Below are 19240 nucleotides of genomic sequence, written 5' to 3'. Positions count from 1 at the left end.
TTTTTCCCGTTGCAAAACTAAAAAAACGCTTTATAATTGAATATTGGGAACATTCCCGTTTGCCATACAGCATACCTTACCAGGTGCTCATAGTATATCACACGGATTTTGTAAAAGAAGCACGTTTTTTGGAAATAGTATAATAAATATAGTTGTTTTCACGTAACATCCATACTTCGGAGGTCCTGCAAATGGGAATTATCAAAAAAATGCATTATAAATCGAAGCTGATTCTCTGTTATCTCGTCCTTGTCTCATTCCCGCTCATGCTCTGCCTTGTCCTGCTGTATCAGTCCATCGTAAAGCCGGTCCGGGAAAACGCCGTGAGCGCCATCGATCAGAGACTGGATCAGGAACTGAATACCATCCATTCCAAAATAGAGAAAATAAAAAATGTCTCCTATTTAGTCTCCACCAACACGGTCATCAATAAGTTCTTCGTCCCCAAATTTTACGGCGATCTCGAATTAATCGAGATTCTGAACAACGATATTTCGCCCTTGCTCTCATGGCTGGAAGCCTCCAGCCCGGAGATATCCTACTACCATTTTTTCACAAATAACCCCTCGATTCCGGAAACCCAGTACCTTCATCAGTACGATGACTACCGCTCAGAGCCGTGGATGCAGGAGATGGAGCATTCCATTTTTGACAAGGGCTTTTACCTGGAGCCATGCCACATAAACCGCAGCTACAGCTACGGCTACGGAGGGGAAGAGCAGATGGTCTATTCCCTGTTTTATCCTCTTCTGACCTCCAATAATTTCCTGGAGGTCTGCATAAAACCATCCGTATTTTTCGAGGGCATGAAAACCATACCGGCCATGGAATCCGGTTTTGTGGCGGCGGTAAACAGCGACGGAAAGATTATCTCCGACCTGCCGGCAAAGGTTACCGCAGATTTCCGCCATTCTCTGGAAGAGAGACTTATGGAAGGCGACTCTCTCTCTGACAGCGATGGAGGCCCGTTCCTCATCTCCCTGGCGCAGACAGAGTATCTGATTTCCATCAAACAGATCGTTGCGCTGGACAGCTGGATCCTGTGCGCGGTTCCGGGCGCCGAGATCGTCGGCCCGGTTCTAAAGGCTCAGCAGTCGTTCGCCCTGGTGATTTTAGCAGCTGCCATTGGCATCGTGCTGCTCTCCTACCTCCTGTCCACACTGCTGATCCGAAAGATCAACACGATTATCGATGCCGTACATAAGATTCAGGAAGGCGATTTCCATGTCGCCATCCCGGTAAACGGGGAGGATGAGATCGATCAGCTGGCCACCGATATCAACTATATGTCATTCAAAATTAATGAGCTGATCAACCGGGTCTACAAAGCCAGGATGCTGCAGAAGGAGACGGAGCTTTCCGCTCTCCAGGCCCAGATCAATCCTCATTTTCTCTTTAATATCCTGGATACCTTTAAAATGATCGCCATCATCCACGACCTGGATGATTTCTCCGACAGCATCGCCGCCCTGGGGAATCTGATGCGCTACAACATCTCCCCGGCCAGCTACCACTGCACGCTGGAGCATGAGCTGCAGATCATCCGGGACTATATCAATATCCAGAATTTACTGCTAAACAACCGGGTCACCCTGCTCCTGTCGGTGCCGGACAATCTGCTCCGCTTTGAGATTCCCAATTTTATTCTTCAGCCCATTATTGAAAATTCCTTTGTCCACGGATTTGAGAATAAGCTGAGTGAACTGATCATAAAGGTGACCATTTACAGGGGAGATTCCAGCATTATCATTAAGATTGAGGACAACGGGACAGGAATCAGCGCCAAACAGCAGCAGACGCTTACAGCTGCCATGAAGAAGTCCACGGAAACACTGGAGGTCGAACCCATATCCCTTGAACCGCAGGAGATGGAATCCTCCCGATCCGGTAAAAGCATCGGCATTCTCAACGTAAACCTGCGACTCTTCCTACTTTACGGAAGGCACTATTCCTTTACATTTTCCTCCTCTGACTTAGGCGGCGCCTGCAACACGATCTCCCTGCCCGTCTCCATACCGACAAAGGAGCAGGAAGAAAATTTCCTTAACGAACGGAGTAAGTTATGAAACTTTTGATTGTTGAAGATGAAGATATCATAAGAAAAGGACTGATCGTCACCCTGCGAAAGCTGGAGATGGACTTTGAACACATCTACGAGGCCGGTGACGGAGAAGAGGGGCTGCGTCTCTGCCGGGAGCATGCTCCCGACATCATCATGACCGATATCAAAATGCCGCTTATGGATGGCCTGACATTTATCCGGGAGAGCCAGAAACTGCTGCCGGAAGGCCAGTTTATCATCCTGAGCGGCTACAGCGATTTTGAGTATGCCCGCACGGCCCTTCAATACGGAGTCAAAGACTATCTGTTAAAGCCCAGCACCAAGAATGAGATAAAAGAAGTGCTCACCCGGGTGATTGGACAGCTGAAGGAACAGCAGTCACTTCGCCTGGAGCTGACGGAACGGATCCACACCTACGAAAAAAAGCTTGACCGTTTCCAGGAGCTGCTGCTGGGCAATATCCTGTCCGGCCGTTATCCGGCCGGGGAGATCGGACATTTCCTCTCCCACTACTCCATTGCATTTCCAGAGGAGTACATGGCGGTTGTCTGCATTAAGATCACGCCTGTTGTTTCTTCAGACGGGTCTTCGATCGACTATAAAAACCATTTTCTGTGGATCGTCTCCCTGTTTGAGCCCTATGCCGCCGTTTACCAGGCGGATATCCTGTCCGTCTATAAATGCCTGCTTTTCAACTTTTCACGCCTCGATTCTGCTTACAGCCACAAGATATGGCAGAATATAGAGGAAGATATCCGGGTATACTGCCAGAAACACGGGCTTCGGATCTGCCTCTCCATCAGCCGCGTGGAAAGTTCCAGGGAATCGCTTCCCTCCATGTATCAGGAAGCATGCATGCTGCTGCATCACCGGCTCTTCCATCCGGAGGCCGTGGCATTTTACCCGAAACGGCAGCGGAACACGGAGGCACGAACTCCCGTGATTCCCTTAACCATGATCGAAACGCTGTACCACTACTTCATTGGGAACAGCCAATTCGATCTGCGCCAGAACTTCTACAGCTTCATTCATCACATCCTCAGCGTAGAGAATTCTTCCCCCGGGTACGTCTGTGACTGTCTCGACAGGCTGGAAGAAACCTTTGCACTTCAGGCCGCCAAAGATGGTCTCGAACCGGATAGCGCCTACCGAATTGAATTTTCCGTTTCCGAAGCCATGACGGCGTGCGATTCTCCTGATGCCCTGACGGATGCGCTCTATGCCCGGCTCATGGATTACTGGAAGCAGAAAAAGGACGGATCCGCCCCTGCCTCCCACATGGCTTCCTCACCGGTAGACCAGGCCATCGCCTACATGGAGCAAAACTATTACCTGGATCTGGATTTGAGTATGATCTCCGACCTCATCTCCATGAACAGCAGCTACTTCAGCTCCCTGTTCAAAAAGAAGACCGGCCTGAATCTGATCAACTACCTTCAGAATGTGCGGATTGAAAAATCGAAACAGCTGCTCTTGAACACCAATCAGAAGCTGTACGAAATATCAGAGGCTGTCGGGATCCCTAACGTCAAATATTTCTGCAAGCTTTTTAAAGACTACACGGGCGTCACCCCTTCTGAGTTCCGAAAGAAGGAGCATTCTTCCTAAAAAGAAAAAAGGAATCAGAACGCCTCCTGTCAATGAGGTATGTCTGATTCCTTTTACCCGGCAGTTCTTCGCAAATACACGTATCTGATCTCACGTCTGCGGGAAACCGCCTGTCTTCTAACAAAAATCACACCAGGAAGGAAAACTCGCCAAAATTGATGGACAAATCTCCATAAATTCCCACTGGAACTGTATCATGCAGACCATATATCCCTATATCCGGATTATCGCCGTTAAAACAGTACGTCAGGACTCGTCCCTTTAACGGATCAACGATCCAGTATTCATGGACTCCTGCCGACCAATATTTATTCAGTTTCGTCGAATAGTCTTTCTTCCCTGTGCTCTCGGATATGATCTCCAGGACAAAATCAGGGGCACCGGTTACGCCTTTCGCTTCCACACGCGTCTGATCGCAGATGATCATCAGGTCAGGCTGTACCACCGTTCTGTCATCCGAATCCAGAAACACATCAAATGGAGCAAGAAATACATCACAGGGTCCCCCCTTTCTCCTGATATATTCTTTGATCTGAAAGTACAGTTCTCCGACAAGCTTCTGGTGAACGAGGCCGGGAGATGACATATAGTAAAACTGGCCGTCAATTAACTCGGCCCTGAGATGATCCGGGAGCGCATAGTAATCCTTGAGGGTATACGATCCGTGAACCGTATAATGAAAAGCTTCTTCCCGCATGCTGCTGATATACGGTCCGTCTTCGTCGCGGTAAAATGTCATCCCCAGAACCGTCTCCAGTGCGAGTATCGTATCGTACTGCGGCGATTTCGTGGCTCCGCTGAATATCTTATTAACGGTTCCCAGCGGCACGCCGGACCGTTCAGACAGTTCCTGGTTCGTCATTCCCAACTCTTTCTTTCGTTTTTTCATCTTCTCCAGATTCATCATAGCCGATCTCCTTCCGCAGTTTTATTTACTTCATTATACCATTTTTACCTTGTACGGTCAAGCATTCCGATACAATATGGTAATATTCATATGACAGTTCAGATCGTCTTTCAGGCTTTTAATTTCACAGGCGTCGAACCGGGAGTCTGCGGCATCGTTCCTGCCTCAGAAACCGACAGGATAGGCCGGATTCCGATCACCAGACCGTTCCTGACCTTTTCCCGGCAGAGCTTCTCCTCCGATTTCCACACATTCTCCTCTCTGTCCAGCTTCACCACGACTCCCTGGCCGCACCAGCGCTTCACCATGCTTCTCGATACTCCCAGCCGGTCGGCCAGCAGGCTGTCCAGTCTCAATACCATGGGAAACGGAACCTCCAGTTCAATACGCCGGAAGCCGCTCTCAGCCGGGAGGACGTTTTCCTCTGCTCCTGCCTCAGCGCCCGTTTCAGATTCCGCCTCTGCCTCTATCTGGTATCCGCCTTCCGGCGTCACTGCTTCCGCTCTGTTTTTTACAAATAAATCCATTCGTCTTCCGTAGGACTCTGCCAGCAGGCGGTCGTTTGCCTGGAAGCCGGCGTACTCCTCTTCCGGTATCGCACTCACCGGGCTCCGCTCAAAAATGCTCATATTCCAGGTGGTACTGCATTTCTCGCAGCGGTAGATCATCCATACATCCACATTTTTTCCATTAGCATTTACACGAAATTTCATGCTATTTATAAATTCACGTTTTTCTTTACATTTCGAGCAATTCCGTCTCACTGTGGGTACGGCCTCCGGCACAAGCTTCCAGCGTTCTCTTCTTATTTTTTGAATATTGTTCTTCATAACAGTCCCTCCGGAAACCACTCTAACACGGCTCCGGACGAAGGCATACCTCGTTGTCGGTTCTGTCTGAAAGATGCGGTACATCACACAGCGGGAGATCGGAAGGAATACACAAAAAAAACGATGTGCCGGGGTTCTTTCCCGGCACATCGTTTTTCCATACTATTGTTTTTCTTTATTTTTTTCTGATAAAATGATTCTCTGAATACTCTTTTCCGAAAGGAAGTATTCCTCCGCCAGCGTCTTCACACCGAATCCATCCAGATATCTACGATAAATCTCTTCGTTGCGGGTCTTAAGCTCTCCCCGAAAGGAGGTTTCTTCTCCCCACTTTTTCTTGTTCTCTTCTTTTCTGGGGATGTAGACGTATCCCCCATCCATATATTTCTGGATTGCTTCCACCAGTTCTTCCGGCAGAACCTCCGTTGCTTTCCGATAGCGCATCGCTGCCTCCTAAACATATTTTACTGTCAGGAATAGCAAAGGCTATACAATTACTCATATTATCTTTCACTGCATAGGCCTGTTGCTATGCAGTCTTAACCTCTTTCATCATAAAGAAACGCCCCCCTCTCTATCTATTTGCATACAGGATCGTTGTATTCTCCTGTCTCCATACCACTTCCACCTCAGTAAAACCAGCCTGTCTTAACAAATGCTTCTGATTATCCATGGTACACGGCATGTCAAAATGGTAATATTCCCCCTTAACAAGCTTCAGTTCTTCCTCCAGACGCTTTTTCTCCGCAAAGAAATAGTCCTCCTGCTCCTGCGTTTCCGCCATGTAGTCACACTCGATATAGCAGCCGCCGGCCTTTAAGGCACGCCATAATTTCTCATACAGCCCCAGCTTCTCCTCATGGGTAAAATGATGCAGTGTCTGAAAGGAAACCGCGGCATCATACCGCTCCGTTCCCAGCTCGCAGGCCATGTAATCCGCCTCAATCAGAGTAACGTCCCGGTCAGAATACTTTTTCTTCAGCCGTTCCAGCATCGCGGGCGTCAGATCGATTCCTGTGACGGCAATCTCCGGGTTCCTGGTCCATATTGCCTCCAGCTCCAGTCCGGTTCCGCAGCCCAGATCCAGAAGTGTCTTCGTCTTTTCCGGCACGAGTTCCGCCATCTTTAAATAGCCTTCCCGGCACCCTTCAACCTCATGAATCATATGATCATCATAGATATCAACCCTGGCTGTAAAGAAATCCGTCATTTTTTCCATGTTGTCCGCCTCCCGGCCGCAATTCTAAAACCAGTGCGGTGAATGTTCCGGCACGCCCCAGCTTCTTTTCCAGTATACTCTGAAGACTTCAGGAAAAAAACCTCAAGTTTCCGGCAGAAACAACTTTAAGCCGGTTTTCGCACACAGACGCTGTGTCGAGTATACAGAAGTTTGCTCCGCCTGTCAACACGTGGTCTCTCTCCAAAATTTTCCTATTTCCTCTGCCGACAGTTCTTCCACAAATTTCTTCTTTATTTCCAGGAACTGTTCCAGCTCCAGAAGAATCTGAAACAGCACCGCACGATTTTCAAATTCTTCCCGAAGCTCCGGAAGGGGCTGCTCCCGCATATCCTCCTTTACTGCGTCCAGGGCCTCAAGCAGGCCTACGGCGTTGTTATACTCATGAAAGCCCCCGCTGATCCGCTCCATCAGCTCTGCAATCGGCTGCGCCTGGGAAGGCAGTTCCCCCAGATGCTTTAACTCCCCCTCGATCCGTCCCAGAACAAATGCCTGTGTCCGCCTCATGTTCATATAACGGAGGTAGTATCTCGTCTCAGTGAGAAGCTTATTCTCCATGTCCTCATACGCACTCTTCTCCCCCTGTTTCAGTTCTGCGTCAAGCTCTTCCAGAAGGGAACGAAGCGGCGGTTCACCGTCTGCCTGCCCGGCATCTCCGCCCTTTCCAGTGGTCAGCTGTCCCGCCATCTTTCGCAGAATCTCCTTCATATGGCTCTCGATCCGGCGCTGGCTCATTCGGATTAAATGTACCTTTCCGGGAATATAGAGATTGAGAATCACACCGATTCCCGCGCCTACGGCCAGAAGCCCCAGTTCATTAGCGATGTTGGCTCCCGTCATGGAACGCTCTGCCAGGAAATGAGTCATCAGCACCGTATTCACAGAGATCCCCTCCTGCATTCCAAACGCCATACAGGCAGCAGAAAAGAACAGCAGAAAGACGCAGACCGCCAGGGGGCCGTACCCAAAGACAGAAAAACCTGCCGCGGAGATGGCCAGTGCCATGACAAATGACAGCAGCCGGCGTGCCACCACCCGGATCGTCTCCTTCTTTGTATCCTGAATGCTTAAAAGTGTGATCACCCCGGCGGATGCGCTGTAACGCAACCCCATACGCTCCGCCAGGACGATAGCCAGGCCCGCGCCCACGGCGATTTTGATGACTTTTACATAATCCGGCTTCTTCACGATTTCACTTCCTCCTGACGCTTCTTATAAATCCAGCTCTTTTTCATTCCAGTTCTTTTCAATTCCTTTTCTTTTCATTATTACCTATCAACCATTAAAATACAAGTTCTGTCTGAAATTCAGTCTGTTTTACGTATTGACCGTAGTTTTTTTCTGTGATACGATTTTACGGGCAGTATAATACAGTCAGAAAGGAAACACCTATCCATGAACTTTGCAGCACTCATGCAGTTAAAAGAAGAATGGACCTCATTTAAGGTACGCCATCCAAAATTTCCCTCCTTCATGAAAGCGGTCCGCGGACGCGCTCTGGCTGAAGGAACGGTCATCGATATCCGGGTGACGGCTCCGGATGGAACCGTACTGAATTCCAATTTGAAACTGAAAAAAGAGGACCTGGATCTGATCTGCCGGATTCATGAGCTGATCTGATGCATAATGGTCCTCACGGTCTTATACTTCTATGGTCTTCGCCGTCTTATTCAGGAAACGGTCGTAGACGACGATCTGCACCTCATGTGTTCCGGCAGACAGTCCGGGGATATTCAGCTGAATTTCCCCATCAGCGGCCGTCCCGCCGGAATACTGAAATATCCCATCCACGAAAATCTCTGTCTTGCAGGCATTTTCTCCAGTCTTATACTGTATCTCCAACTGCTCCCCATTCCTTCCTGCCTCCGCCTCCAGTGACGGCCCAGTTCCTGCTTCCAGCTGTATACCGCCCAGCTCCGGTTTCCTGATTGTAAATTTCTTTCTCAGTTCATCGACGTACGCTCCCTTTACCCGGATCGACTCCAGTTCCCCCGCTTCCGTATTTTTCCGCAGCAGATTTAAATAACCGATGCTCTCAGGGTCCCATCCGGTTACCAGGGAACAGATGGTATCGACCGCCACGGCATCCGTTCCTCCCATGATGACGCCCATATTCATTTTATCGGTCTCTTTCCGCTCGTGCGACATGGGAACCGGTCCGCTCTGAAAGCCCTGAAGGCCATCCACGATCACGTAATTCACCGGTTTGGCCATGTAATAGTCGTAAATCCACCGGTCCAGCTCCCCGTCCGTGATCTTGTGGGATACCATGGCCGTCTTGCTGGGGTTATCGGGCGCCACTCCGTATAGATTCCCCGGCGGCGTGCCGATGCTCACATTTTTGATTCCGCCCGTGACCACCACACCGGAAGAGGTCTTTAAGGTGGGAATGCTGATTACCACGTCGGCCTCATAGAGAATCCGGCTAAAATAATACGTTTTATGGAGCAGACCGTCCGGCAGCACCACCTTTACCACCTCCGGCGCGTCAAAATCCTGCCACGCCCCGCAGTCTTCCTCCAGACAGAGGAACCCATCCACTCCCTCCATATAATCCGGAGTGTAATGGAAATATTTCATCACCTCTCGGGTCGGCCCCGTCGCAGATCCCTCCATGATATAGACCTTTCCATCCGGATTTAACTCCCTTACCATTTTTAACACGGCCTTTGTGACACGCCAGTCCACCGTTATCCCGTTGACCTCCTGATCCAGCAGCTCCCCCGTGGAATCCACAATCATCTGGACCAGATTGGGCTTCAGTACCACAGTCTGCCCATTTTTCACGACAGTTTTCAAATCGGAGGCCGCCATCCTGACCATCGCTTCGATTTCCTCCTCCGTGATATCGGCGGCCCTTGTTTTCTGCGATTTGGCAATCATAACGGTTGAGCCGTGAAATGCGGCTTCTTTTATGGTTTCCGCGGCCATTCCCTGCTGATTTTGCGGCACTTTCTGCTCCACTGGTATCGTTTGCTCCTGGCCGGTCTCCCTTTCCGCCACGGTATTCACCGTGGGCGCAGCCTGTGCCGGGCGGATCTGGCATCCATTTAAAAGCGTCATGGGCACCGCCATATAGATCCATAATTTCTTCATTTCCGTCCCCCTTTTCTTCTATGCTGTACATCCTTTTTTGTCGAATTGTGTCAATATTGATTCTACAGGGGGCATGCATCAAAGTTGCATCATCCAATCTGTTTTTTCAAACTGATGCATTTATGGAATGACTTCTGAAACTGATTCGTGTATAATGTAGGAAACAGCAGCTACAGCAACTTTATTCCATTGCAGCCTCCGGCCTGAGGAGTTACCATGAGTTTTCGTAAAATAATATCCCGGTTTCAAAATTCGATCTTTGCACGGTCCATACGCCATGGATTGACACTCGCTATCCCATTTCTGATCATGGGATCTTTTTCTCTGCTTCTCAATAATTTTCCCATTGACAGCTATCAGATTTTTCTCGCCTCCTGGCTTGACGGAGCTGCTGCAGAGCTTTTAAACACCATTTACATGATCAGTCTGGGTTCCCTGGCCCTGGTTCTTACCATCACCATCAGTATCTCCTACGGACAGCTGGCTGAGACAGACCAGTTGCTGCTCTATCCCGTGGTCTCTGTCTGCTCCTATCTGGCCTTCTGCGGAGGAATTGAGGATCAGACGGACTATATCTTCAGCGCGGAATGGGTCTTTACTGCCATGTGCATTACCCTGCTGTCCTGTATCCTGTTCCAGCGGCTCTTGAAGCTTGGACGCCGGTTCGAGAGACTGCACACCACAGGAGCCGACTATCTGTTTAACATTTCGATCCAGAGTCTGATTCCTGTCATTGCCATCACCCTGCTTTTCACAATTACGGGATATTCCGTCCGCATCACGTGGAGTGACAGCAATATCACGAATTTCGGTTCCTACCTGTTTCTGAAACTCTTTGACGGAATCAGCGGAAATTTGTTTGGAATCCTTCTATATGTGATTATCACACACGTCCTCTGGCTCATGGGAATCCACGGCACCAATACGCTGGAGGCCGTCTCCAGACAGCTGTTTGAGCAGAACGTAGAGATCAATCAGGCCCTGATGACGGCTGGAAATCGCCCTACGGAAATCTATTCCAAGACGTTTCTCGACACCTTCGTATTCCTGGGCGGCTGCGGAACCGCCTTAAGCTTCGTCCTTGCCCTCTGCATCGCCTCGAAGCAGAGCCATAACAGGAAGATCGCCCATGTGGCGCTTCCCTCCGTACTGTTTAATATCAGTGAAATCGCTGTTTTCGGTTTCCCGATCATCTTTAACCTGACGATGGCGGCTCCATTCATCATCACCCCGGTCGTCCTGACAATCACCAGCGCACTGGCCATCCTTCTTGGCCTGGTACCCGCTGTGACCCAATCCGTGGAATGGACCGTTCCTGTTCTGCTCAGCGGATTTAAAGCTACCGGGTCCATCGCAGGCAGTTTGATGCAGTTGTTCAATCTTGTGATCGGAACGCTGATCTATATCCCGTTTATCAAACGCAGTGAAAAGCTGGAGACCGGTAAATTTACACAGGCTATTCACCAGATGGAGGCAGACATGGCCGCTGGCGAGAAGCACGGGAATCCACCCAGCTTCTTAAGCCACGATTACCCCTGTTATTATTACGCCAAAAATCTCGCCATGGATTTACAGAACGCCATCAAACGGGGGCAGGTTCAGTTATACTATCAGGCGCAGATATCCCGCGACGGGACTCTTCATGGTATGGAGGCTCTGCTGCGCTGGAAGCATCCGGTCACCGGATTTATCGCTCCGCCCGTGCTGGTGGGGCTGGCCTATGAAAATGGATTTTTAGATGAACTCGGCTACTATCTGATTAAACGCGCCTGTCTGGACGCCCAGACCATGGAGGAATTTTTAAAGAAAGACGTCTGTCTGTCCGTCAATATTTCCTCCAAGCAGATCAAGAGCAATGGTTTTTTTGACACGGTTCTCACTCTGATCCGGCAGTATCCCGCCGATCACATCCGCCCCGTTTTCGAGATCACGGAACGGGCGGCAATGGAAATATCGGATAACTTGAAAAACGAGATGGAGCACTTGCGGAGCCAGGGCGTGGAATTCAGTCTGGACGACTTCGGAATGGGCCATAATTCCCTTATTCAGCTGCAGGAAGGCTCCTTCGATGAGGTGAAATTAGACGGCAATCTGGTATCCCAGCTTATGACCAATAAGCGCTCCCGTGAAATTGTCTCCGGAATCATCAAAATGGCCCGGAATTTAAACTGCCGTACCGTCGCCGAATATGTGGAAACCGCGGAACTGCGCGATGTCTTATCGGAGCTTGGCTGCTCCATCTACCAGGGTTACTATTACAGCCGCCCTCTGCCGCTGGAGGACTTCATGGATTATATCACCCGGCTGCCCAAAGAGGGAAACGCTTCTGATCCTCAATAATTCACAGAAGAAAAGGAATGGCCGGCATGCGAATCATCATGCCGGCCATTCATTATTTTAATTCAACCACCAGATACTGATCGGAAACGTCAAATTCTCCCTTCTCCATCTGCCTGAGACAGTACTGAGCCACGTATTTCACGACTGCGTACATGACCGGCTCGAACAGATAGATTTTCTTCTTTCCTTCCGGAGTTTCCACGGTCACACTCTTTACGACATCCTGCAGATAAAACAGCAGTTCGTCCTTCTTTGCATACAGAATCCGGTCATTTTTCAAAAAGCACATCACATATGCAGCTTCCGCCAGAAATTCCTCTTCCCCTGGAGTGAAGGATATTGAACTGCCGCCATTCTCACTGCCGGTTACATCAGCGAAGCCATCGGTCAGCATTACCATTCCATGGGCCATCTCCACGCCCTTTTCAGAGAGCTTCGGGCTGTATTTTCTGCACTCCAGATCCAGTCTGCGGCATTCCTCGCTGCAAAACAGGGGAATTTCCTCCTGGTCTATGATACCTGAGGAGATCAGTCTCCAGAGATTCTCATCTAACTTCTCATAACCGGTGATACGGATTCCATTTCTCCTGCATTCCTTTATAAAGGAGACGCCATGATTTCTGTAACCCGCGGTTTTGGCCCTCTCTGTGATTCTGCAAATCAGGATACCCTCCCGTCCCAGGATGGTAATTACCAGCGTCCCCGAGCGGGAAGTCATATCCAGACGCACTTCTCCTATTTCCTGCACGGAATACTCCTGCCGTTTTTTCACGATTCCCCTGATCTGTATCCTGCGATTCTCCAGAATCACTCTTCCCTGCCATCTACAGGCCGCCGCCAGAAAGCTCAGGGCAGAAATACAGCCCAACGCGGTTATGAGGCTCCGGCTCTCCAGCCATTCCACGGTAAGCATCAGCAGAAGTCCAAAGACCATACCGACTGCATTCAGTACGGAAACACGCTTCTCATAGATTCGCAGCACGATCCGCCTTTCTGTACTGTCAGGTATCCGGTATACACCGATGGGCGGAATCACCTCCGCGCCTCTCTGGATCAGCCGCCACAAGAGCCTCTCACACTCTGCCGGCATCTCGTATACAGTAAACAATTTCCCCTCTGCGCCGTAAAAGACACAGCCGGATATTCTCCACTTCACTCTCGTCACATCCTTAAGTGATACGATTCGATCCGTTCCAAACAGCCGCCGGATCACCACCGTCTCGGGCTGGACGGTAAGAGACCAGGAGCCGTAGGCGATCAGGTAGATTCCGGGCACAGAAAACAGGATCAGAAAGAGAAACATAATCTCAATGGAGGCCGTCGGATTCCTGCGCATTCTCGAATACAGGCAGAAAGCGGCCATCGCGATTCCAAAAACGATACTTGCCGCACCTATGTATATACAGCCTCGCGGACCGTGTATGGTGTATTGCTCTTCCTGCTTTATTTGCCTGTTCCTGTCTTTCATCTGCACCCGTCCCATAATTTTCTCCCCCCATCTCTCTGCGAATCCCAGACAGGCAGCTGAAGCACAAACGTACTTCCGCCCCCATCCGTATCCTTCACCGTCAGTTTTCCGTGATGCAGCTTAACCAGCTCTAACGCGATGCTCAGCCCCAGCCCATAATGCGATTTGTCATTTCTGGACTTATCCGCGCGGTAGAACCGGTCAAAGACTCTTTTTTTATCTTCCTCCGAAATGCCGCAGCCATGATCCTCCACCTCGATGAACACGTGCTTTGCGTCCGACCGGACAATAACGGCGATCGTACTGCCCTCCGGTGAGTAGCTGGAGGCGTTATCCGTAAGAATCGTCATAAGCTGCATCAAACGCTGGCGGTCCCCGCAGACCTTCGGCAGTTCTTCCTCCTGCAGCCTTAATTCAAACGGCTGATTCTTTTTCCTGCACAGCTCTGCCAGGGCATCGTAGTTTGATATCAGAAATGTATCCGTCATCACAGGTTCCGCGCGCATGGTCCAGGTCCCCGCGTCCGCCGAAGCAAGCTGCAGCAAATCATCGATCAGGACCGTCATCCGTTCCCCTTCCTTCTCGATTCCGGGCAGAAACTGCTTCGCCTTCCCCTCATCCATGGAAACCGCATGAATCCCCGCACGTATTACGGTAAGCGGCGCCCGCAGTTCGTGGGAGGCCGCCGCGATAAATTCACTCTGCCTTTTCAGGCCAGTCTCCAATGGCTTCAGACTGTGGTTCACAAAGGTACGGCAGATAAAAAACAGAATCACCAGCCCCATCAGATTTATTGAAAAATACAGCAGTACAGAATTCCCGTAAACCTCCCTTTCATCTGTCAGTTCTTTCAGGATTAGTATCTTCTGTTCCGTTCCATACTCTTTTTTCAGATAGATACTGCCGTAATAGTGTTCCCTCTGGTCCCCATATATGGAATAAACCGGACTCCTCACTTCTCCCGGCTTACTTCCCGGTATTTCTTCGAAAAATCCGTCCTGCTCTGCAAAATGGTTCAGCTTTTCAAACAGCCTGTCTCTATCGGTCAGAGGCTTCCAGGCACCTTTAAATGACAGCGGAACAGAATTACTGGACACAGAGCTCATCATATTCTCGCTGATTTCACTTTGAGCCAGCCACATATGGGAGATTTTATTACTGTCCCTGATCGTATCCACCACATTGCCAAATACAGTCTGATACCGGCTGATATTATTCGCCTCGTACTGATTTAAAGACAAGAGAAGCAGACCGGTCACAATAAGACTCAGTAAAAGACCGGTAGCCAGCACATAAGCGCCGACCAGTTTTCTCCTTAACTGCTTTACCATGGCCGCTCCCCTCTTCCTACTGTTCCGGCTGCTCTTCCAGAGAATAGCCCACAGACCTGACTGTTTTAATAGTCACACTGCTGCCCACCTGTTTCAGCCTTCTTCTGAGAAAATAAATATAATTATCCAGATTTCCCTCTTCCACCGCGCTGTCAAGTCCCCATACCCGATTCAGCAGCAATTCTCTCGTAAGGATCTGTCCCTTGTTCCTGATTAAAAACTCCAGCAGATCCATCTCCTTTTTCGAGAGCTCCACCTTTTTATCCTCTTTCCATAATACCCGGCTGGACAGATTCATGGTCACATCCCCATATACCACCTGCCGTTCAAACTCCATCCGTACCGGCCGCCGTTCCAGTGCCCGGATTCTGGCAAACAGCTCTTCCGGTGCGAACGGCTTAACCAGATAATCATCTGCCCCCGCATCCAGACCGCCGATTCTGTCTTCTATGGTGCCGAGAGCCGTCACCATAATAACCGGTGTCGCAATCCCCTTCTGTCTCATACGCTGCAAAATCTGTATTCCATCCATTCCAGGCAGCATCCGGTCCAAAATTACCACATTGTATGCCTGCATACCCAGATAATAAAATGCTTCCTGGCTGTCCTGGCAGATGTCCGCCAGATATCCCTTCTCCTCCAGCCAGAACCCCATCAGCCGGCATAATTCCATATCATCTTCCACCAGCAGTATCCTCACAGCGCGTTCTCCTTTCTGCGTTTTATTCCTGAAGGTATAAGGTTATCTTCGTCATCAGTTTCTTTACTGCGTCCTCCAGGGATGCGGTTCCGTCAAAGTAGTCTTTTGAATATTCCAACAGGATCTGTTTCACTTTCCAGTTCCTGCCTGCGGAATGCTTCACGTTTTTGCAGAACTCTGTCATCCTGCGGCGAAGCGGCTCGGAGGGCCAGCCAATTTTCATATCGTATGTTCTTCCATCTGCACCGGGGATAGTTCCTCCGTATGCATCCGCTGACGTTCTCTCCACCGTACATAAAAACTCCAGCGCATTCTGATTTACCGCAAATCCATCGTAAAAGTCGGAGCGCTGTACGTCTTCCGACAGAACTGTCTGCAGAAATCCAATTGCCAGATCCTGATTCTTACTGGCTTTCGTGATTCCTATGGTGCCATACGGCACATACGTCTCATTGATCAGGATAACGTCCGCTTCCAGTTCTCCCTGGGCCTGCTCGATAATGGAAGCTCCCTGCCCGAATTCATAAAAGCCATTTATTTCACTTGAATACAGATATGTACCCTTTTCCAGGAGCCCCCATATGCTGGACGGCCGTTTTTCCCTCGTTCCGTCAGAGACTTCGCTTCCATCTATAATCCGCTTCATATTGGTGAGAAATTCCGTTAATTCCGTTTCCTCGACCACATCACCTTCCTTTACGATATCATTTAAAAATGCATCTGCGTAAAAAGAAAGAAACGCAGCCCTGTCAACCGTCCCGAATACCTGCCCGGTCTCATGAGCATGAACAAAATCAGCCAGCGAAGATAACTGCCCCGCTTCCTTAAGCGCCTCTTTCCTGCCAAATGTCATAGGAAGCCCGATTCTAACCGGCACAGAGTAAATCCGTCCATCCACCCGGCACTCCTTTGCAATGTTGGCCAGAAAATCACCGGAAGCAGTCAAACGCTCAATTTCATCTGTAATATCAGCCAAAACGCCTTTTTCGATGTAAGATTCCTCTGACAATCCATCTAAGATCAGAATATCCGGTCCTTCTCCAGCGAGCAGTTCGGCATTTAAGGTTCGGATATAATCGTCTGCAACTGCCGCTGACCCTTCCTCCAGGAGAGGCTGAAAATCAATTTTCACGTTGGGATTCTCAATCTGATATTCGCTGACCGCCTGACGTATGGTATTGTTGTCGCTCAGGGAGAATATGGTAAGCTCTTTTTCCGGCTCTACCGGCATATCCGGGTAATAAACGTAATGGGAGAGCTTATTGGTTTCATCCATGGAATTGTAATAGACAAAGTAATCCTCCTGGCTGCCCGCCGTGAATCCTGTGGCATAATATTTCGGGGAACCCATGGTATTGCTCTTTCCCTCTACAATCTGCTCCCAGATTCCGGAACCACTTTTCAAGACCTGAATTCCAGCCACTGACAACAGGCTTATATCACCATTCTCTCTGACAAGGGCCCGGGTTCCAAAGTATTGATTTAAGTCCAGCGGATATCTGGTCTTTTCTTTGCCGTCTTCTCCGTCATATAATATCAGATTTTTGGAAGCCTCGTCAATGACATAAAACTGGCTGCCGCTGGCGAAGTAAGAGCTGCCGTCGCCTGGCAGCTCTGCCAGCCTCTGCTGTCCGGCCGCGTCATAAAGGTAAATGTTATTTCCGGATGAGAATATCAGGTTCCCATTTTCCAATGCGGTAATAGATCGCGGGTAATACTTATACCCATACTCGCTGGTCTCAAGCAGAACAGGGAGATCGAGTTCCTGTCCATATTCCCAATCCCCGGCTGCGACAACATGGTGTCTGCTGATAACCTCCTGGTCTTCCCCTTCCGAATAGACCGCATACATGTTGTGGTCTTCTCCAAAGGTAATACCAATACTGCTGTTCTCATATTTAAGACCAAGCTGATTTAACCAGCCACACTCCTTTTCCTCCCAGGTCAGATCCTCAGACAGCAGGTATGCGGTAAATTCTGCCGTTCCATTCTTTTCTTTCCTGGCAAACAGGACCGGTCTCCCATCCGGTCCTTCTAAAAAACCGAGTCCGGAATCGTATGTGACTCCCTCCGGCAAAGGGACTTCGCTCTCCGCATACCTTCCCAAAGCCTGATTCTTCTGCGTTCCTGCCGCGGCTCCTTCCGGATCAGATATGACCTTCCCATCTCTGCCGCACCCATACAGACTGGCTGCTGCCGCTAAAATAAGGGTCATCTGCAGCAGCACCCTTTTTATTCTGTTCTTTCTCATTAAATACCCCTTTCCGCCGGACACAGGGAAGAAATGTCCTCCCTGCCGGTACTCATCGATGCATTTCTCACGAAAGTCATTGTATCATTCCTTTCTCTAAATCATCTCAAATATGGAAAAGTACGGCAGAGTTAGAAAAATGGCATAAAAACGTAAGAAAACTTTATTTGAATGAAATCATTATTTGTAGTAGATTAGAAACATATGAAATATAAACCGGATACACTGCATAGATGTACAGGAAGAGGGGAGACGAACGAATATGAAGCGAATAGTTTGTGCCGTATTAAGCGGTATACTGGTTATGGGAAGTGTCGGATATGGGGGAATGGTCAGCTACGGAGCGCCCTCCTATTCAGAAGCCAATGCGGTAGGCCCTGGTATCAAGGCAGCCGTAGGCCTCAATGATTTTCTGGATCAGGAGGTATCAAATCCCATTGTAAAGCCGGCCGATAAGTACTCTTACGATCAGATGGAAGCCGATATCCAGTCCCTTAAAAACAGGTACGGAGATAAAATCACCGTAAATATCATCGGTACTTCACTGGATGGAAGGAATATCTATGATATTATCCTGGGCAATCCCGAGGCAAAGTCCCAGATTCTTATGCAGGGAGCGATTCATGCCAGGGAGTATATGACGCCTCTGGTGATGATGAGCCAGTTGGAATATGCCCTGGCCTTTTACGATACGGGACACTATAATTATAAATCGATTGCCGATATGCTTAAGAAAGTGGCTATTCATTTTGTACCCATGACGAATCCCGACGGTGTATCCTTAAGCCAGTTTGGAATCGATGCCATACGCTCCGATGCGCTGAAACAGGTCATAAGAGACTGCTATACACGGGATGTGAATCTGAAAAGAACCGCGGATTCGTTCGAAACGTACTTAATGAAGTGGAAAGCAAACGCCGGCGGCGTGGACTTAAATTACAATTTTCCATATGGATGGGATGAACTGGCTACAAAGCTGACGGAGCCTTCCTCTGCGAGCTACAAGGGTCCGGTTCCTTTCTCCGAACCTGAGAGCCAGGCACTGGCGAAACTGGCTGACCAGTATCCGTGGGCTATTACAGTCAGCTACCACTCACAGGGCCAGGTCATCTACTGGACTACAAGCAGTAATGGGGCGGAGATGGCCTCCAATACGCTGGCCGAGGCCGTCTCGGTCATGACCGGCTACCGCATGGACTCCAGTGACGGCAAAGGAGGCTTCAAAGACTGGATGCAGTCGAGAAGCGGCGCAGTCCCCGGCGTAACACTGGAAGTTGGAAAAACACCGTGCCCCGTTCCGTTTTCAGAGTTTCCTCAGGTATGGAAACAGAATAAGGGAGTCTGGGTGCAGGTTCTCGATTACGTTGTCCGGCGTATTTAATCCGCCATACAGAATCCCAGGCCATTTCA

15 protein-coding genes are annotated in these 19240 nt (G+C 49.5%); 5 read left to right on the top strand and 10 right to left on the bottom strand.

All coding sequences use genetic code 11. The features are described from left to right. Positions 1-191: 191 nt before the first annotated feature. Together M1L66_RS07375 and M1L66_RS07370 are read left to right on the top strand one after the other, a co-directional pair. Complete coding sequence (locus M1L66_RS07375) at positions 192-2066, top strand: sensor histidine kinase (protein WP_434691874.1); 1875 nt, start codon at positions 192-194, stop codon at positions 2064-2066. Next, entirely contained in the window at positions 2063-3670 is a 1608-nt protein-coding gene (locus tag M1L66_RS07370; protein WP_434691871.1) for a response regulator transcription factor, read from the top strand. The genes M1L66_RS07375 and M1L66_RS07370 overlap by 4 nt, the downstream gene beginning before the upstream one ends. Before the next feature lie 127 nt (positions 3671-3797). Here the strand turns inward: M1L66_RS07370 and M1L66_RS07365 are convergent, their stop codons facing one another. From M1L66_RS07365 to M1L66_RS07345, 5 genes are all read right to left on the bottom strand, one after another. Further along, on the bottom strand, positions 3798-4577 hold the full coding sequence (locus M1L66_RS07365; RefSeq protein ID WP_434691868.1) for a Uma2 family endonuclease: 780 nt from the start codon (positions 4575-4577) through the stop codon (positions 3798-3800). Between the two features lie 110 nt (positions 4578-4687). Further along, the gene (locus M1L66_RS07360; protein WP_434691865.1) at positions 4688-5407 is read right to left on the bottom strand and encodes a DUF1062 domain-containing protein; all 720 of its coding nucleotides are present in this window, start codon (positions 5405-5407) and stop codon (positions 4688-4690) included. A gap of 162 nt (positions 5408-5569) precedes the next feature. Beyond that, a complete protein-coding gene (locus M1L66_RS07355; protein WP_002601129.1) occupies positions 5570-5851 on the bottom strand; it encodes a CD3324 family protein in 282 nt (93 codons plus the stop codon). 130 nt (positions 5852-5981) lie between these two features. After that, positions 5982-6626 (bottom strand): class I SAM-dependent methyltransferase, encoded by a 645-nt coding sequence (locus M1L66_RS07350; protein WP_187022362.1) that lies wholly within the window; start codon positions 6624-6626, stop codon positions 5982-5984. A gap of 183 nt (positions 6627-6809) precedes the next feature. Next, complete coding sequence (locus tag M1L66_RS07345; protein ID WP_434691861.1) at positions 6810-7832, bottom strand: aromatic acid exporter family protein; 1023 nt, start codon at positions 7830-7832, stop codon at positions 6810-6812. A 207-nt stretch (positions 7833-8039) separates the two neighbouring features. Here M1L66_RS07345 and M1L66_RS07340 point away from each other — a divergent pair, with 207 nt between their 5' ends. After that, positions 8040-8264 carry a hypothetical protein gene (locus M1L66_RS07340; RefSeq protein WP_055659707.1) on the top strand — a complete coding sequence of 75 codons (225 nt, stop codon included), beginning with the start codon at positions 8040-8042 and terminating at the stop codon, positions 8262-8264. Positions 8265-8285: 21 nt separating this feature from the next. On the opposite strand, the gene M1L66_RS07335 is transcribed toward M1L66_RS07340, so the two are convergent. Continuing rightward, positions 8286-9740, bottom strand: a complete 1455-nt coding sequence (locus tag M1L66_RS07335; protein WP_187022364.1) for a DUF362 domain-containing protein — start codon at positions 9738-9740, stop codon at positions 8286-8288. A 216-nt stretch (positions 9741-9956) separates the two neighbouring features. Here M1L66_RS07335 and M1L66_RS07330 point away from each other — a divergent pair, with 216 nt between their 5' ends. Then, positions 9957-12080, top strand: coding sequence for an EAL domain-containing protein (locus M1L66_RS07330; RefSeq protein WP_434691859.1), 2124 nt, complete (start codon positions 9957-9959; stop codon positions 12078-12080). Positions 12081-12132: 52 nt separating this feature from the next. Here M1L66_RS07330 and M1L66_RS07325 read toward each other — a convergent pair whose 3' ends face one another. The 4 genes from M1L66_RS07325 to M1L66_RS07310 are packed head-to-tail and all read right to left on the bottom strand — an operon-like array spanning position 12133 to position 17830. Continuing rightward, positions 12133-13563, bottom strand: coding sequence for a DUF6560 family protein (locus M1L66_RS07325; protein WP_434691856.1), 1431 nt, complete (start codon positions 13561-13563; stop codon positions 12133-12135). Next, a complete protein-coding gene (locus M1L66_RS07320) occupies positions 13545-14879 on the bottom strand; it encodes a sensor histidine kinase (protein ID WP_434691854.1) in 1335 nt (444 codons plus the stop codon). The genes M1L66_RS07325 and M1L66_RS07320 overlap by 19 nt, the downstream gene beginning before the upstream one ends. Positions 14880-14895: 16 nt before the next feature. Continuing rightward, positions 14896-15579 carry a response regulator transcription factor gene (locus M1L66_RS07315; RefSeq protein ID WP_434691851.1) on the bottom strand — a complete coding sequence of 228 codons (684 nt, stop codon included), beginning with the start codon at positions 15577-15579 and terminating at the stop codon, positions 14896-14898. A 22-nt stretch (positions 15580-15601) separates the two neighbouring features. Beyond that, entirely contained in the window at positions 15602-17830 is a 2229-nt protein-coding gene (locus M1L66_RS07310) for an ABC transporter substrate-binding protein (protein WP_434691849.1), read from the bottom strand. A 262-nt stretch (positions 17831-18092) separates the two neighbouring features. On the opposite strand from M1L66_RS07310, the gene M1L66_RS07305 reads away from it, so the two are divergent. Further along, entirely contained in the window at positions 18093-19211 is a 1119-nt protein-coding gene (locus tag M1L66_RS07305; RefSeq protein ID WP_434691846.1) for a M14 family zinc carboxypeptidase, read from the top strand. The last annotated feature ends 29 nt before the right edge of the window (positions 19212-19240 follow it).

The sequence above is a fragment of the Hungatella sp. SB206 genome, from assembly GCF_051132295.1.
Lineage (GTDB): Bacteria > Bacillota > Clostridia > Lachnospirales > Lachnospiraceae > Hungatella > Hungatella effluvii.
The sequence above is the reverse complement of the archived record's forward strand: the minus strand, read 5'-3'. Positions and strand labels throughout refer to the sequence as shown.

Coding starts and splice junctions, on each gene's coding strand:
- M1L66_RS07375 (WP_434691874.1), top strand. CDS start 192: ATGGGAATTATCAAAAAAATGCATTATAAATCGAAGCTGATTCTCTGT.
- M1L66_RS07370 (WP_434691871.1), top strand. CDS start 2,063: ATGAAACTTTTGATTGTTGAAGATGAAGATATCATAAGAAAAGGACTG.
- M1L66_RS07365 (WP_434691868.1), bottom strand. CDS start 4,577: ATGATGAATCTGGAGAAGATGAAAAAACGAAAGAAAGAGTTGGGAATG.
- M1L66_RS07360 (WP_434691865.1), bottom strand. CDS start 5,407: ATGAAGAACAATATTCAAAAAATAAGAAGAGAACGCTGGAAGCTTGTG.
- M1L66_RS07355 (WP_002601129.1), bottom strand. CDS start 5,851: ATGCGCTATCGGAAAGCAACGGAGGTTCTGCCGGAAGAACTGGTGGAA.
- M1L66_RS07350 (WP_187022362.1), bottom strand. CDS start 6,626: ATGGAAAAAATGACGGATTTCTTTACAGCCAGGGTTGATATCTATGAT.
- M1L66_RS07340 (WP_055659707.1), top strand. CDS start 8,040: ATGAACTTTGCAGCACTCATGCAGTTAAAAGAAGAATGGACCTCATTT.
- M1L66_RS07335 (WP_187022364.1), bottom strand. CDS start 9,740: ATGAAGAAATTATGGATCTATATGGCGGTGCCCATGACGCTTTTAAAT.
- M1L66_RS07330 (WP_434691859.1), top strand. CDS start 9,957: ATGAGTTTTCGTAAAATAATATCCCGGTTTCAAAATTCGATCTTTGCA.
- M1L66_RS07325 (WP_434691856.1), bottom strand. CDS start 13,563: ATGGGACGGGTGCAGATGAAAGACAGGAACAGGCAAATAAAGCAGGAA.
- M1L66_RS07320 (WP_434691854.1), bottom strand. CDS start 14,879: ATGGTAAAGCAGTTAAGGAGAAAACTGGTCGGCGCTTATGTGCTGGCT.
- M1L66_RS07310 (WP_434691849.1), bottom strand. CDS start 17,830: ATGAGAAAGAACAGAATAAAAAGGGTGCTGCTGCAGATGACCCTTATT.
- M1L66_RS07305 (WP_434691846.1), top strand. CDS start 18,093: ATGAAGCGAATAGTTTGTGCCGTATTAAGCGGTATACTGGTTATGGGA.